We start from the raw sequence: 14,549 nt of genomic DNA on the forward strand, positions 1-14,549 counted from the left end.
CCACAGGACTCACTTCTACAAAGGGTACTCAGGCGTTACCGGCCAGCTTCATCCGCGCTGCCTGGGTGAAGTCGAGCATGCGCTTCAACGGGCGAATCGCCTGGGGAATCAGCGCCGGATCGACAAAGATCTCGTTGGTGCCTTCCTTCAAACTCTTGAGCGTGCGCTCAAGGGTGTTCATGGCCATCCACGGGCAATGTGCGCAACTGCGGCACGCCGCGCCGTTACCGGCGGTAGGCGCTTCGATGAAGACCTTGTCCGGGCACAGCTGCTGCATCTTGTAGAAGATGCCACGGTCGGTGGCGACGATCAGGGTCTTGTTCGGCAGGCTTTGCGCGGCGGCGATCAACTGACTGGTAGAACCGACCGCGTCCGCCAGCTCGATCACCGAAGTCGGCGACTCGGGATGTACCAGAATCGCTGCGTCCGGGTACAGCGCCTTCATGTCTTCGAGCTGCTTGGACTTGAACTCTTCGTGGACGATGCAGGCACCGTCCCAAAGCAGCATGTCGGCACCGGTCTTGCGCTGAATGTAAGTGCCCAGGTGCTTGTCCGGGCCCCAGATGATCGTCTCGCCGTTGTCCATCAGGCTTTCGACGATCTCCAGTGCGCAGCTCGAAGTCACCACCCAGTCAGCCCGAGCCTTCACGGCGGCGGAAGTGTTGGCATACACCACCACGGTACGTTCCGGGTGCTGGTCGCAGAACGCCGAGAACTCATCGACCGGGCATCCCAGGTCCAGCGAGCAGGTCGCCTCCAGAGTTGGCATCAGCACGCGTTTTTCCGGATTGAGAATTTTTGCCGTCTCGCCCATGAACTTGACGCCGGCGACCACCACGGTCTTGGCCGGATGGGCGTTGCCGAAGCGGGCCATTTCCAGGGAGTCGGAAACACAGCCGCCGGTTTCTTCGGCCAGGGCCTGAATCACCGGATCGCAATAGAAGTGGGCGACCAGCACCGCGTCCTGAGCCCTGAGCTCGGCGGCGATGGCGGAACGGTAATAAGCCTCCTCTTCTGCCGTCAGCGGTTTCGGCTGTTTGGCGTCGAGGTGGGCTTGAACCAGAAGGCGTTCGGAAATCTGCGTCATGTTCGCAAGACCTGCAGGCGCATTCGCGCGAAAGTCGAGTATACACCCGGCTCCGGACCACTAGAGGGTACCGCCGGGAGAGTGAGTATCATCAGGCACGGGACAGCGTTGAAGCTGCGCAAGGCTACAGAATATCCCGTTGATACAAAAGATGATTCTGACCTGCGTCAGGTGTGGCCGCGCTGAAACATCGAACGCCCGAATCGCAGGCAAAAAAAAACCCGGAAATCCTCACTTTCGTGGGCCTTCCGGATTTTCTAAACCGCCAAATATGGTGGGTCGTGTGGGATTCGAACCTACGACCAATTGGTTAAAAGCCAACTGCTCTACCAACTGAGCTAACGACCCGCTGTGTGGTGGCGCGTATAATACTGATTTTTAAGGACTATTCAACACCTTTTTTGAAAAAGATCAAAAATAAGGGGTTGGATCGCTTACACCCGCCGCAGCAAAGCCTTCAGCGCGCAGGCGGCAGCTGTCGCATTTGCCGCAAGCGCGGCCTTCATCGTCTGCCTGATAGCAGGAAACCGTCAGACCGTAATCAACGCCGAGCTTAACGCCGGCCTGAACGATCTGCGCTTTGCTCAGGTTCTGCAGCGGCGCCTGGATGCGGAAGCCATTGCCTTCCACGCCAGCCTTGGTCGCCAGATTGGCCATGCGCTCGAACGATTCGATGAACTCGGGACGGCAATCCGGGTAGCCGGAATAATCCACTGCATTGACGCCGATGAAGATGTCGCGGGCGCCGAGCACTTCGGCCCAACCCAATGCCAACGACAGGAACACCGTGTTGCGCGCCGGCACGTAAGTCACCGGAATGCCTTCGCCCAGCTCTTCCGGAATGTCGATGCTGGTGTCGGTCAGCGCCGAGCCGCCCATGCCATTGAGGTTCAGCCCGATGACCTTGTGCTCGACCACACCCAGATCGCGAGCCACCCGGGCGGCGGCATGCAATTCGGCATGGGACCGCTGGCCGTAATCGAAGCTCATGGTGTAGCAGGCGTAGCCTTCGGCGCGTGCCATCGCCACGACGGTGGCCGAGTCGAGGCCGCCGGACAGCAAAATGACTGCACGTTTTTCAGTGGTGTTCAGTTGTTCAGTCATCTCAGCGCCCCGGCTCGTCGTTCCAAAGATATTTATGCAGCTGCAATTGCAGGCGTACCGGCAGGTTATCCGCCACTACCCAGTCCGCCAGTTCCCGAGCATTCAGGTCGTGGTGACTCGGCGAAAACAGTACTTCGCCGGCGCGCTGGTCGAGACCGTACTGGATCAGCTTGGAGACCGCCCAGTCGTAGTCTTCCCGCGAGCAGATGACAAACTTCACCTGATCGTTGCGGGTCAGCAGTTCGATGTTCTCGTAACGGTTTCGGTGGGCTTCTTTCGAGCCCGGCGTTTTCAGATCGACGACGCGACTGACACGCGGATCGACAGCGGATACGTCTAGGGCGCCGCTGGTTTCCAGCGACACCTCGTAGCCGGCATCACACAACCGCTCAAGCAAAGGAATGGCATTCGGCTGAGCCAACGGCTCACCGCCGGTGACACAAACGTAGCGCGGACGATATCCGGCCACTTGCTCAAGGATGTCGTCGAGGGTGCGGACGGTGCCGCCGCTGAACGCGTAAGCGCTATCGCAGTACTGGCAACGCAACGGGCAACCGGTCAGGCGCACGAAAACCGTGGGCAGCCCGGCAGTCCGAGTTTCACCCTGCAAGGAGTAGAAAACTTCGGTAATTCTCAATGTGTCTTGCATAGTCGCCACGGGCGTAACAGCTAAACAGGCTGTCCGCCTCCGTCAGGCACTTCAGGCAATCCCGCCAACGCGTAGACCACAAGAAGCGTGTTTCAGAAAAAGGGCGTGAATTCTAACGAAAAAACCCGCGACAAGCGCGGGTTTCTTCAAAACACGGATGAACAGGCTTACATGCGCTGTAAATCACGCTGGGCCAGCTGCGCGGCGGAAGTGCCCGGATATTGGGACACCACCTGCTGCAGAATGCCTTTGACCTTGTCGGTGTGACCGAGGCGGCGCTCTACGTCAGCCAGCTTGTACAGCGAGTCCGGCACTTTGTTGTGCTTGGGATACAGCTGCGAAACCTTGGCAAAGGCCTGACCTGCACCTTGCAGATCACCCTTGGCCAGGTTCACTTCGCCCAACCAGTACTGGGCGTTGCCCGCGTATTGGCTGTTGGGGTATTTGCGCAGGAAAGCGGCGAAGGCCTGGCTGGCCTTGTCGAAATCCTTGGCTTTGATCAGGTCGAAAGCGGCATCGTAATACAGCTTTTCCTTGGCCGGATCAGCCGGTTCGCTACCCGCGGCAGGTGCCTGGGCTGCCGCAGCAGCACCCGCGCCTGCGGCAGCACCGGCAGCAGCACTTGCATCGCCACCGGCAGAAGAATTCTCGGGAGTCGCGGCTGGTGCAACGCCGGATCCTATGCGCCGATCAAGATCCTGGTATCGCTCCAGGGATTCCTGCTTCATGCGCGAAACCTGATTCTGCAGTTCTTCGATCACGCCCTGTTGGCGCGAGATCTGATCCTGCATCTGTTGCAATTGGTTGAACAGCATGCCTTGTGCCGAGGCAGGGGCCGAAGCCGCTCCCCCGGCATAGGCGCCGTTCGTACCGTAACCCGCAGGCGGATAACTGCTCCCGCTATTGTTATAACCGGAGTTGTCATCGACCACAGGAACCGCAGCCCACGCCGCAAGCGGCGCGAGGCTGAGAGCCAGAACAGTTACAGCACGACGGCACGTTCGCATATCGAATTACTTACGCAGTTCGACGCGACGGTTCTGGGCCCAGGACTGCTCGTCGTTGCCGGTAGCAACTGGACGCTCTTCGCCGTAGGAAACCAGTTCCAGCTGAGCTGGGGAAACACCTTGCAGTACCAGGTAGCGCTGAACGGCTTTCGCACGACGCTCGCCCAGTGCCATGTTGTACTCACGAGTACCACGTTCGTCGGTGTTGCCTTCCAGAACAACGCGAGCGCCGTTTGCTTTCAGGTCTTTGGCGTGAACGTCCAGAGCGCGCATGGCTTCTGGCTTCAGGTCCGAGCTGTCGTATTCGAAGTAGAAGGTGGTGATTGCGCGCAGAGCAGCTTCTTCGCTCAGGGAACCGTCAACGGCACCAGTGTTTGCGCCGTAACCAGCGTTTGGATCAACAGCGCCTTCACCGGCGTTGTCGCCGCCTTTGGACGAGCAACCTACAGCTACAGCCATGGCCAGAGCCAGCGCAGCAAATTTACCAAACTTCAGCATTTCCATCGTGAAACTCCTAATGAACCCCAGTGTGTTAAGTAAAACGTGTAGCGCCCGCTCACTTCAGGTAAGGGGACCAGGACGGTTCTCTGACTTCGCCTTGAGCGGTAGGAAGCGGGAGCCTCACGCGCCCATTAATGGACACGAGCATCAAGACTCCCCGGCCCTGTTGGCGGGTGGCGTAGATTACCATGGTGCCGTTGGGCGCAACAGTAGGTGACTCGTCCAGAGTGCTATCAGTGAGGATCTTTACACTACCCCGCTGCAGATCCTGAGCTGCCACCTTGAAATTGGTGAAGCCATCCTGACGATGGATCATCACCAAAGTCTTTTCATCAGCCGAAAGTTTCGGGTTGGCGTTGTAGTTGCCCACGAACGTCACACGCTCGGCACCACCGCCACCGACGCTGGTTTTATAGATTTGCGGCTTGCCGCCACGGTCCGAGGTGAAATAGATGGTCGAGCCATCCTTGCCCCAGAACGGTTCGGTATTGATGCCCTGGCCATTGGTTACGCGGCTGATCTGACGCGAACCGAGGTTCATTACGTAGATGTCCGGGTTACCGTCTTTCGACAGCACGAACGCCAGGCGATTGCCGTCCGGCGACCAGGCTGGCGCGCCGTTGAGGCCTTCGAAGTTGGTGATCTGCTCACGGCGACCGGTGTCGATGTTCTGCATGAAGATGCGCGGACGCTTCTGCTCGAACGACACGTAGGCGATACGCTTGCCGTCTGGTGCAAAACGCGGCGACAGGATCGGCTCGCGCGATTGCAGCAGAGTCACTGCGCGGGCACCGTCATAGTCGGAGCGCTGGAGGGTGTAACGGGTGTTCTTCTCGGAGAAACGCTCGGCCGTCACGTACAGCAGGCGCGTCGAGAAGGCACCTTCAATGCCGGTCAGCTTCTGGAACGACTGATCGGAGATGAAGTGCGCCATGTCACGGATCTGGTCGGTCGTACCGGAAACACTGCCGTCCGCCACTTTCTGCTCGGTGGCGACGTTGAACAGTGCCCACTGCACCTGCAGGCGACCGCCCGCTGGAGCGATGCTGCCGACCATCATGTACTGAGCACCCACCGCCTTCCAGTCACGGAAGATGATTTCGCTCGGCTGGCTTGGCTGGCTGATCATGTTGGCTTTCGGAATCGGCGAGTAATAGCCCGAGTTGCGCAAATCGTTGCCAATGATTTCAGCCATGTCATCCGGCAGCACGGCACCGCCCTGCATGCCGAACGGTACGACGGCGATCGGAGTGGCCCGGTCGCTGCCGCTGGTGACCAGAATGTTCTTTTCATCTGCCGCCGCGATCCCTGCCATGCAGCAGATCACGACCAGCATTCCTCGAAGAAGGTTTCTCACAAGGCTAGATCCTCAGGTGTGAATGTCATCTTGAATGAACGATACGGAGCGAAATCGCTCGGCTTCATTCCCTGCATTTCTGTCAAACGTCCAATATTCTTCACTGCCGCGACTGCCGAAGCATCGAACGGACCGTCACCGCTGGACTTGGCCACGCTGACCGAAGTCACCGTGCCGTCCGGCAACATGCCGATTTGCAGCACGACCGTCATGCCTTTGCGCGCCGAAGGAGGACGAGCCCAGCCTTCCGCTGCGCGAGCGCGAATCAGGTCATCGAAACTGCCGGCAACCTCGTCACCCTGCTCATCGGCCAGGGCCTGCTGACGCTGCGGCGTGTCGGAAAGCAGATCTGCCAGGGCCTGGGCCTTTTTGTCTTCGGCAGATTTGCGTGCCGCTTCCTGCGCTTTCTTCTTCGCAGCATCGGCAGCAGCTTTCTTCTTCGCGTCTTCGGCGACTTTCTTCTTCGCCTCTTCAGCTTCAGCTTTCTTCTTGGCGTCTTCGGCGGCTTTCTTCTTCGCGTCTTCGACGATCTTCTTCTTGGCTTCTTCGGCAGCGGCTTTCTTCGCCTCTTCCTCAGCAGCCTTCTTCGCTTCGTCTTCGGCCTTCTTCTTGGCTATATCAGCCAATTGTTTCTCTTCGGCCTTTTTCGCTTCGGCTTTCTTCGCGTCGTCGGCTTTCTTGGCTTCATCAGCCTTTTTCGCTTCGTCCGCTTTCTTCGCCTCGTCGGCCTTCTTGGCTTCCTCGGCCTTTTGAGCCGCTTCCTCTTTCTTTTGTTCCGCCGCCTTCACCGCTTCCTGCTCGATCTTTTTCTGTTCCATCTGTTCGACTTCGGTCTGGCGCGCGGCGGATTTCTTCGCCTCACCCGCAATCTTCTGATTGGTCTGGGTGGTCGCCTGACTTTTCGATTTCAGCTGGTATAGAGTCGCCTGGACAATCGGCTTGGCCGGCGGCAGTTCGGGCGTGAAGGCAAAACTGACGAACAGCATGCCGAACACCAGCACGTGCAGGACGATTGCCAGAACACTAGGCCAGAAGTAGCTTTCCGAGGCGGACGGCTCTCGCTGTTGCTGCATCAGGGGGCCTCGGTAATCAGACCAACGTTACCGACCCCGGCTTTCTGCAACCCGCCCATGGCACCCATGACGGCGCCGTAGTCGACAGTCTTGTCACCACGAATGAACACCTGGGTGCGTTTGCCGCCCTCGGTGCCGGCGCGGATGATCTTGGTCACCGCGTCAGTCATCTGTGGCAGGGTCATGGCCCTGTCCTGTTGCTTCTCGGTGTCGACTTCGCTGCCAAGGTTCCAGTAGTAGGTCTTGTCAGCCTTGATCGAAATGGTCAGGACCTGGGTGTTGTTGTCCTGCGGCAAGGCTTCGCTGGAAACCTTGGGCAGATCAACTTTCACGCCCTGATTGAGCATCGGCGCGGTCACCATGAAGATGACCAGCAGCACCAACATCACGTCGATGTAGGGCACCACGTTCATCTCGGCGACCGGCTTGCGCTTTTTGCGAGCTCGAGCGATTAAAGCCATCGGGAAATACCTGCTTATTCTTCGCTGGTGTGCACTTTGCGGTGCAGGATCGCCTGGAATTCATCGGCGAAGGTGTAGTAGCGGCCCAGCAAGGTTTCGCTGCGCGCAGCAAAACGGTTGTAAGCGATGACCGCCGGGATCGCAGCGAACAGGCCGATCGCGGTGGCGATCAGGGCTTCGGCGATACCCGGAGCAACGGTGGCGAGGGTCGCTTGCTGAGCGCTGGCCAGACCGCGGAAGGAGTTCATGATCCCCCACACGGTACCGAACAGACCGATGTACGGGCTGACCGAACCGACGGTGGCGAGGAACGGCAGGCTCTGCTCGAGCTTCTCTTCTTCGCGCGAGATGGCCACGCGCATGGCACGGGCGACACCTTCCATCACGGCTTCAGGATCGACACCTGGCTGCTGCCGCAGACGGGAGAATTCCTTGAAACCGGCACGAAAGATCTGCTCCACGCCCGAATCCGGATCAGGGTTGCTGCCAGCCTGACGGTACAGTTTGGACAGGTCGATACCGGACCAGAAGCGCTCTTCGAAGCTCTCCAGGGCGCGTCGACCGGCACGCAGCAAGTTGCTGCGCTGAAAGATCATGATCCATGAGGTCACCGATGCGGCCACCAGGGTCAACATTACCAACTGCACCACGATGCTGGCATTGCTGACCAGGCTCCACATGGAGGAATGGTCGACGACGTTAGCTTCCACGCTTTATCTCCTGCTTTGAGTGTGTACCCGGGCCGACCGCGTCGGCGAAGGCCGCACGCAGGTCTTCGGGAAGGGCCCGGGGTTTCAAACTGTCGGTGCGCACGCAGGCCACCAAAAACTGCCCTTCGCAGAGCAGCACATTATCCGTGGCCCGCCTGACCTGCTGTTTGAAGCGCAGGCTGGCACGGTTCAATTCGATTACATCAGCGCTTACCAGCAATTCGTCGTCCAGTCGCGCCGGCGCGTGGTAGCGCGCTTCGCTGGAATGCACGACGAACAACAGGTCCTCTCCGGCAAGCACAGATTGGGCAAAGCCCAGTTTCCGTAGCCGCTCGGTTCGAGCCCGTTCCATAAACTTGAGGTAATTAACGTAATACACGATGCCGCCCGCATCGGTGTCCTCGTAATAAACGCGACAACGATGTGCGAACGGCTCAAGCCCGTTTTGCGCGCGCATACTCTAGTGCTTACTCCTCAGGTTGCCAATCCGGCCAGACAACTGTTTTTCGTGGTTTCAAAGCTTTAACGCAAAAGTACCGTCGTCTGACAGTACAAACCCTGAATAAATCACCAACAAATGTGTATCAATCGTCGACGGCGTCGAGAAACTCGTCTGCCACGGGCATCTCGCCCATGCGTGACGGAACATTCAAACCGAAATGCAAATAGGCATGCCGCGTCACCACCCTGCCCCGTGGCGTGCGCATGATATAGCCCTGCTGGATCAGATACGGTTCGAGCACGTCTTCAATGGTGTGGCGTTCTTCACTGATCGCCGCCGCCAGACTGTCGATACCGACCGGGCCGCCGTCGAACTTCTCGATCATGGTCAGCAGCAGGCGTCGATCCTGATGATCGAAACCGTGCTCGTCGACATCCAGCAGGTTCAGCGCCAGATCCGCCACCGCTTTGGTGATGTGACCCTTGGCGCGGACTTCGGCAAAGTCGCGCACCCGTCGCAGCAGACGGTTGGCAATTCGCGGCGTGCCACGGGCGCGACGGGCGATCTCGAACGAACCTTCCGGGTCCAGCGGCAGACCGAGAATCGCCGCCGAACGACTGACGATGGTTGCCAGATCCGCTGTGCTGTAGAACTCCAGGCGCTGGACGATACCGAAGCGATCACGCAGCGGATTGGTCAGCATGCCGGCGCGGGTGGTGGCGCCGACCAGAGTGAACGGCGGCAGATCGAGTTTGATCGAACGCGCCGCCGGCCCCTCGCCAATCATGATGTCGAGCTGGAAATCTTCCATCGCCGGGTACAGCACTTCTTCAACGATCGGCGACAGACGATGGATTTCGTCGATGAACAACACGTCGTGCGGCTCAAGATTGGTCAGCAACGCGGCCAGATCACCCGGGCGTTCCAGCACTGGCCCGGAGGTGCTCTTGATCGACACACCCATTTCCTGGGCAATGATGTTGGCCAGCGTGGTCTTGCCCAGCCCCGGTGGGCCAAAGATCAGGGTGTGATCGAGGGATTCACTGCGGCCACGGGCAGCCTGGATGAACAGCTCCATCTGCTCGCGCACGGTCGGCTGGCCAATGTAGTCGGCCAGGCTGACCGGGCGGATGGCCCGGTCCTGGACTTCTTCGCGCTCGCGCGGGCTGTGCGCGGCGGCGATCAGACGATCAGCTTCAATCACTTAAATCATTCCCTTCAGAGCGCGGCGGATCAGGTCTTCGCTGCTCAGGTTCTTGTCTTTGATCGCGGAAATCGCCTTGCTCGCTTCCTGCGGCTTGTAGCCCAACGAGATCAACGCGCTGACCGCATCGGTCTCGGCGCTGTTGACCGGCGCCGGGCCGTCCGGCTGATTCGGCACCAGCGCGAACATCGCCGGCGAGGTTTCCCAGGCCTTGAAGCGATCTTTCAATTCCACCAGCAGACGCTCGGCGGTCTTCTTGCCAACCCCCGGCACCTTGGTCAACGCCGAAGTGTCCTGAGACTGCACGCAGCGCACCAGCTCATCGACTTCCAGGCTCGACATCAACGCCAGCGCCAGTTTCGGTCCGACGCCGTTGAGCCGGATCAGCTCGCGAAAGAAGTCTCGCTCACGCTTGCCGGCAAAACCATAGAGCAATTGCGCATCTTCGCGTACGACCAAATGGGTGTGCAGGGTCAGCGGTTCACCGACCGACGGCAACCGATAAAGCGTGGTCATCGGCACTTCCACCTCATAGCCGAGGCCATTGACATCGAGAATCAGGTGCGGCGGCTGTTTCTCAGCCAGGGTGCCGCGCAAGCGTCCAATCACGTTTTGAATCCTTGAGCGCTGGCCAGCCGTGGGCTGGCGACGATTGAAGGTGGCTTGCGCGCCGGCAACACAGGCACCGCAAAGCCACTTTCAGGAAAATTGATGCTGATGCTATCAGAGACGCAGGCGCCCGCCACGACTGCGTGCGGTTCCCAGCCCGTGCGGCAGCAGGCTTGAGCGCGTGTGCGCATGGCAAATGGCGATCGCGAGGGCGTCGGAGGCGTCGATCTGCGGCTTGCTGGTCAACTTGAGCATGTGCATGACCATCATCTGCACCTGCTCCTTATTGGCCGCACCGGTGCCGACGACGGCCTGTTTGACTTGCGTGGCGGTGTACTCGGCGATTTCCAGACACTCTTCGGCGCCGGCGACAATCGCAGCGCCCCGCGCCTGTCCGAGCTTCAGCGCCGAGTCGGCGTTTTTCGCCATGAACACCTTTTCGATGCCCATGGTCACCGGGCCGTAGGTCTTGATGATTTCGCGCACGCCGCGATAGACGATCTGCAGACGTTCATGCAGCTCGCCGGAGCCGGTGCGAATGCAGCCCGAGGCCACATAGATGCAGCCGCCGCGCCCGGTATCGCGAACGATCCCGTAACCGGTGATGCGTGAACCGGGGTCGATACCAAGAATTAGAGTCATAACGCCTGCAGATTCATAAAACGATTTACCTGACAGCCAATAGCAAATGTGGGAGCGAGCCTGCTCGCGAAGGCGGTATGTCAGCAGATACAGGTGCTGAATGACACACCGCTTTCGCGAGCAGGCTCGCTCCCACAGGGAAGACTAGTCGCTTATCAGCCAAGCTGAGCGGCGACGTCTTCCGGGATGTCCGCATTGGAGTAGACGTTCTGCACGTCATCCAGATCCTCAAGCATGTCGATCAGCTTGAGCACCTTCTCCGCCCCTTCCAGATCCAGCTCGGCGCTGGTGGTCGGCTGCATGACGATTTCCGCATCATCGCCCTTGAACCCGGCCGCTTCCAGCGCGTTGCGCACCGCATAGAAACCGGTGAACGAGGTGAACACATCGATCGAACCGTCGTCGTGGGTGACCACGTCATCAGCATCGGCTTCCAGCGCCGCTTCGGTCAGTGCGTCTTCATCGACACCCGGGGCGAAACTGATCTGGCCCTTGCGCTCGAACAGATAGGCCACCGAACCGTCGGTGCCGAGGTTGCCGCCACACTTGCTGAACGCGTGACGCACCGCTGCGGCGGTACGGTTGCGGTTGTCAGTCATGCACTCGACCATCACCGCCACACCGCCCGGGCCGTAGCCTTCATAGGTCAGCTCTTCAACGTTGTCCGCTTCAGTGGCGCCGGCACCGCGCGCGACGGCACGGTCAATGATGTCGCGACTCATGTTGGCGCTCAACGCCTTGTCCAGAGCCAGACGCAGACGCGGGTTGGAACCCGGATCACCGCCACCCTGACGGGCCGCAACGGTCAGTTCACGGATCCACTTGGTGAAGATCTTGCCCCTCTTGGCATCCTGACGTTCTTTGCGGTGCTTGATGTTTGCCCACTTGGAATGACCTGCCATAACTTGCTCCGAATGCTCTTTGAAACCTTGCCCGCCCCGCCGAGGCAGCGGCCGGCAATTGAAAAATTCGACCTGAGAAAGAAAAAAGGCGCATCCGAAGATGCGCCTTCAGGCCCGTCTTACTCAGCCTTTGGCGTTTCGCGCAGGCGAATATGCAGCTCGCGCAATGCCTTGGCATCCACTACGCCCGGGGCCTGCGTCATCACGTCGGCAGCACTCTGGGTTTTCGGGAAGGCGATCACTTCACGGATCGACTGGGCGCCGGTCATCAGCATCACCAGACGGTCCAGACCGAAGGCCAGACCACCGTGCGGCGGTGCACCGTACTTCAGCGCGTCGAGCAGGAAGCCGAACTTCTCTTCCTGTTCCGCTTCGTTGATGCCCAGCAGGCGGAATACCGCTTGCTGCATTTCCTTGCGGTGGATACGGATCGAACCGCCGCCCAGCTCGGTGCCGTTCAACACCATGTCGTACGCACGGGACAGTGCGCCGGCCGGGTTGGCTTCGAGTTCCTGCGGGGTGCACTTCGGTGCAGTGAACGGGTGGTGCAACGCCGAGAAGCTGCCGTCGTCGTTCTCTTCGAACATCGGGAAGTCGACGACCCACATTGGCGCCCACTCGCAGGTCAGCAGCTTCAGGTCGTGACCGAGTTTGATACGCAGCGCGCCCAGGGCTTCGCTGACGATCTTGGCCTTGTCGGCACCGAAGAACACGATGTCGCCATCGACTGCGCCAACGCGATCAAGGATCACGTTGAGCTTGTCTTCAGGGATGTTTTTCACGATCGGCGATTGCAGGCCTTCAACACCGGCAGCACGCTCGTTGACCTTGATGTACGCCAGGCCCTTGGCACCGTAGATGCCGACGAACTTGGTGTAGTCGTCGATCTGTTTGCGCGGCATGCTCGCCCCGCCTGGAACGCGCAGTGCGGCGATGCGGCACTTCGGATCGTTGGCCGGGCCGCTGAAGACCTTGAATTCGACTTCCTTGAGCTGGTCGGCAACGTCGACCAGTTCCAGCGGAATACGCAGGTCCGGCTTGTCCGAACCGTAGCGGCGCATGGCTTCTTCGAAGGTCATGTGCGGGAATTCGCCGAATTCCAGGTTCAGCACTTCCTTGAACAGGTTGCGGATCATCTGCTCGGTCAGGCCCATGATCTCTTTTTCATCGAGGAAGCTGGTCTCGATGTCGATCTGGGTGAATTCCGGCTGGCGGTCGGCACGCAGGTCTTCGTCACGGAAGCATTTGGCGATCTGGTAGTAACGGTCGAAGCCGGCCACCATCAGCAGTTGCTTGAACAGCTGCGGCGATTGCGGCAGGGCGAAGAACGAACCGGCGTGGGTACGGCTCGGCACCAGATAGTCACGCGCACCTTCCGGAGTGGCCCGGGTCAGGATTGGCGTTTCGACGTCGAGGAAGCCGTTCTCGTCGAGGAAGCGACGGATGCTGGTGGTCATGCGTGAACGCAGACGCAGCTTCTCGGCCATTTCCGGACGACGCAGATCGAGGAAGCGATAGCGCAGGCGGGTTTCTTCGCCGACGTCGGAGAACTCGTTGAGCGGGAACGGCGGGGTTTCCGACTCGTTCAGCACTTCCAGTTCATAACCGAGCACTTCGATCATGCCCGAAGCCATGTTGGCGTTGGTCGCGCCGGCCGGACGCAGACGCACCTTGCCGGTGATCTTCACGACGTATTCGCTGCGCACGCGATCGGCAGCGGCGAAGCTCTCGGCGCGATCCGGGTCGAACACCACCTGGGCCAGACCATCACGATCACGGATGTCGAGGAAAATCACCCCGCCGTGGTCGCGGCGACGGTGAACCCATCCGCAAAGGGTAATTTCCTGGCCTTCCAGGCTTTCGTTCAGTTGGCCGCAATAGTGGCTGCGCATCATGGTGTGGTTCGCTTCTCGTAATTCGAAATTCGGTGGAGATCCCGCCGCCATCAAGCAAGGCGGCAACTCACGCGTGTCGTTCGTTCAGGGTTTGAACCCTAGTCAGCTTTGTCGCCACCGGCCAGATTCTTCTTGGCTCCGGTCTTGAAGTCGGTCTCGTACCAACCGTTGCCGCTGAGGCGAAAACCCGGCATGGACAGCTGCTTCTTCAGTTCGGGCGCCTGGCAGGCAGGGCAATCGACCAACGGTGCGTCGCTGATCTTCTGAATGGCTTCCAACTGATGACCACAGGAAGCACATTGGTAATCGTACATTGGCATGGAGGTGTCTCGGCGATCAGATTGCTGCCGCGCGCAGGGCTTTGCGGCGAAAGCGCGGGATTATATCGATTAAATGCAGGCTGTGCAGCCGTAACGCTGCACAGCCTGCAACCTCGTTGCAACCGCCGTTTCAGCGCGAAACGGCGGGTGCGAGATCTTTGATCCCGTTCATGACACAAACCACCCGTACCAGCGCACTGAAATTCTTCACCCCGCCATAACGCAGATGCACCTCGCGATCGACGTGGGATAACAGTGTGCTGACCGAACAATGATTGTCCTCGGCCATGCCGCCGAGAATATTCCAGTAGACCTGCTCCAGGCGCAGGCAGGTCGCAAAACCGTTGAGGCGAATCGACCGCGACAGCGGCCGGATCAGATTCATGTCGAACTCGCTGACAAACGGGTCGACTTTAATTACGTGCCGCGAAGCCGACATCCTGTCGCTTCGCCTGTCTCCTTCTACCATAGCGTTGACACTCCTTTGCCATGACTGCTGATTTATAAGGCAACATCCTGCGCCCTCATAAAAACCCAGTGACAAAGTTAGCGCCATACGACTTGTTGACCAGCCTCGTAGGATAAG

At 59.4% G+C, this 14,549-nt stretch carries 17 protein-coding genes and 1 tRNA gene; all 18 read right to left on the reverse strand.

Going from position 1 to position 14,549, the window contains the following annotated elements:
- Positions 1–28: 28 nt before the first annotated feature.
- The 18 genes from nadA to OK411_RS21845 all read right to left on the reverse strand — a co-directional run bounded on the left by nadA (position 29) and on the right by OK411_RS21845 (position 14,432).
- Entirely contained in the window at positions 29–1,087 is a 1,059-nt protein-coding gene (nadA, locus tag OK411_RS21760) for a quinolinate synthase NadA (protein WP_024014083.1), read from the reverse strand.
- Positions 1,088–1,359: 272 nt separating this feature from the next.
- A tRNA-Lys gene (locus OK411_RS21765) sits at positions 1,360–1,435 on the reverse strand.
- Positions 1,436–1,498: 63 nt separating this feature from the next.
- Positions 1,499–2,191, reverse strand: coding sequence for a 7-cyano-7-deazaguanine synthase QueC (gene queC, locus OK411_RS21770; protein WP_217878729.1), 693 nt, complete (start codon positions 2,189–2,191; stop codon positions 1,499–1,501).
- A 1-nt stretch (position 2,192) separates the two neighbouring features.
- Positions 2,193–2,840, reverse strand: coding sequence for a 7-carboxy-7-deazaguanine synthase QueE (gene queE, locus OK411_RS21775; RefSeq protein WP_016770671.1), 648 nt, complete (start codon positions 2,838–2,840; stop codon positions 2,193–2,195).
- A 167-nt stretch (positions 2,841–3,007) separates the two neighbouring features.
- The gene (ybgF, locus tag OK411_RS21780) at positions 3,008–3,847 is read right to left on the reverse strand and encodes a tol-pal system protein YbgF (protein ID WP_024014085.1); all 840 of its coding nucleotides are present in this window, start codon (positions 3,845–3,847) and stop codon (positions 3,008–3,010) included.
- A 6-nt stretch (positions 3,848–3,853) separates the two neighbouring features.
- The gene (pal, locus tag OK411_RS21785; RefSeq protein WP_003178634.1) at positions 3,854–4,351 is read right to left on the reverse strand and encodes a peptidoglycan-associated lipoprotein Pal; all 498 of its coding nucleotides are present in this window, start codon (positions 4,349–4,351) and stop codon (positions 3,854–3,856) included.
- A gap of 52 nt (positions 4,352–4,403) precedes the next feature.
- Positions 4,404–5,684, reverse strand: coding sequence for a Tol-Pal system beta propeller repeat protein TolB (gene tolB, locus OK411_RS21790; RefSeq protein ID WP_016773506.1), 1,281 nt, complete (start codon positions 5,682–5,684; stop codon positions 4,404–4,406).
- A gap of 17 nt (positions 5,685–5,701) precedes the next feature.
- Entirely contained in the window at positions 5,702–6,778 is a 1,077-nt protein-coding gene (tolA, locus tag OK411_RS21795) for a cell envelope integrity protein TolA (protein WP_016773505.1), read from the reverse strand.
- Positions 6,778–7,230, reverse strand: a complete 453-nt coding sequence (tolR, locus tag OK411_RS21800; protein WP_160767866.1) for a protein TolR — start codon at positions 7,228–7,230, stop codon at positions 6,778–6,780. The genes tolA and tolR overlap by 1 nt, the downstream gene beginning before the upstream one ends.
- A gap of 23 nt (positions 7,231–7,253) precedes the next feature.
- Positions 7,254–7,949 carry a protein TolQ gene (gene tolQ, locus OK411_RS21805; RefSeq protein ID WP_008080223.1) on the reverse strand — a complete coding sequence of 232 codons (696 nt, stop codon included), beginning with the start codon at positions 7,947–7,949 and terminating at the stop codon, positions 7,254–7,256.
- Positions 7,939–8,406, reverse strand: coding sequence for a tol-pal system-associated acyl-CoA thioesterase (ybgC, locus tag OK411_RS21810; protein WP_016773503.1), 468 nt, complete (start codon positions 8,404–8,406; stop codon positions 7,939–7,941). Before ybgC ends, tolQ begins: the two co-directional genes overlap by 11 nt.
- 127 nt (positions 8,407–8,533) lie before the next feature.
- Positions 8,534–9,595, reverse strand: a complete 1,062-nt coding sequence (ruvB, locus tag OK411_RS21815; protein ID WP_024014087.1) for a Holliday junction branch migration DNA helicase RuvB — start codon at positions 9,593–9,595, stop codon at positions 8,534–8,536.
- Positions 9,596–10,204, reverse strand: coding sequence for a Holliday junction branch migration protein RuvA (ruvA, locus tag OK411_RS21820; protein ID WP_024014088.1), 609 nt, complete (start codon positions 10,202–10,204; stop codon positions 9,596–9,598).
- 114 nt (positions 10,205–10,318) lie between these two features.
- A complete protein-coding gene (ruvC, locus tag OK411_RS21825; RefSeq protein ID WP_016773501.1) occupies positions 10,319–10,846 on the reverse strand; it encodes a crossover junction endodeoxyribonuclease RuvC in 528 nt (175 codons plus the stop codon).
- A 155-nt stretch (positions 10,847–11,001) separates the two neighbouring features.
- Positions 11,002–11,748: a YebC/PmpR family DNA-binding transcriptional regulator gene (locus tag OK411_RS21830; protein ID WP_076563942.1), complete on the reverse strand. Its 747-nt coding sequence runs from the start codon at positions 11,746–11,748 to the stop codon at positions 11,002–11,004.
- Between the two features lie 119 nt (positions 11,749–11,867).
- A complete protein-coding gene (gene aspS, locus OK411_RS21835) occupies positions 11,868–13,643 on the reverse strand; it encodes an aspartate--tRNA ligase (RefSeq protein ID WP_039758189.1) in 1,776 nt (591 codons plus the stop codon).
- A gap of 98 nt (positions 13,644–13,741) precedes the next feature.
- Entirely contained in the window at positions 13,742–13,963 is a 222-nt protein-coding gene (locus OK411_RS21840; protein ID WP_016773499.1) for an FmdB family zinc ribbon protein, read from the reverse strand.
- Positions 13,964–14,093: 130 nt separating this feature from the next.
- Positions 14,094–14,432, reverse strand: coding sequence for a ribbon-helix-helix domain-containing protein (locus tag OK411_RS21845; RefSeq protein ID WP_038861040.1), 339 nt, complete (start codon positions 14,430–14,432; stop codon positions 14,094–14,096).
- Between the last annotated feature and the right edge of the window lie 117 nt (positions 14,433–14,549).

This window comes from Pseudomonas sp. RG1 (genome assembly GCF_025910115.1).
Classification (GTDB): Bacteria; Pseudomonadota; Gammaproteobacteria; order Pseudomonadales; family Pseudomonadaceae; genus Aquipseudomonas; species Aquipseudomonas atacamensis.

Coding starts and splice junctions, on each gene's coding strand:
- nadA (WP_024014083.1), bottom strand. CDS start 1,087: ATGACGCAGATTTCCGAACGCCTTCTGGTTCAAGCCCACCTCGACGCC.
- queC (WP_217878729.1), bottom strand. CDS start 2,191: ATGACTGAACAACTGAACACCACTGAAAAACGTGCAGTCATTTTGCTG.
- queE (WP_016770671.1), bottom strand. CDS start 2,840: ATGCAAGACACATTGAGAATTACCGAAGTTTTCTACTCCTTGCAGGGT.
- ybgF (WP_024014085.1), bottom strand. CDS start 3,847: ATGCGAACGTGCCGTCGTGCTGTAACTGTTCTGGCTCTCAGCCTCGCG.
- pal (WP_003178634.1), bottom strand. CDS start 4,351: ATGGAAATGCTGAAGTTTGGTAAATTTGCTGCGCTGGCTCTGGCCATG.
- tolB (WP_016773506.1), bottom strand. CDS start 5,684: ATGCTGGTCGTGATCTGCTGCATGGCAGGGATCGCGGCGGCAGATGAA.
- tolA (WP_016773505.1), bottom strand. CDS start 6,778: ATGCAGCAACAGCGAGAGCCGTCCGCCTCGGAAAGCTACTTCTGGCCT.
- ybgC (WP_016773503.1), bottom strand. CDS start 8,406: ATGCGCGCGCAAAACGGGCTTGAGCCGTTCGCACATCGTTGTCGCGTT.
- ruvC (WP_016773501.1), bottom strand. CDS start 10,846: ATGACTCTAATTCTTGGTATCGACCCCGGTTCACGCATCACCGGTTAC.
- OK411_RS21830 (WP_076563942.1), bottom strand. CDS start 11,748: ATGGCAGGTCATTCCAAGTGGGCAAACATCAAGCACCGCAAAGAACGT.
- aspS (WP_039758189.1), bottom strand. CDS start 13,643: ATGATGCGCAGCCACTATTGCGGCCAACTGAACGAAAGCCTGGAAGGC.
- OK411_RS21840 (WP_016773499.1), bottom strand. CDS start 13,963: ATGCCAATGTACGATTACCAATGTGCTTCCTGTGGTCATCAGTTGGAA.
- OK411_RS21845 (WP_038861040.1), bottom strand. CDS start 14,432: ATGGTAGAAGGAGACAGGCGAAGCGACAGGATGTCGGCTTCGCGGCAC.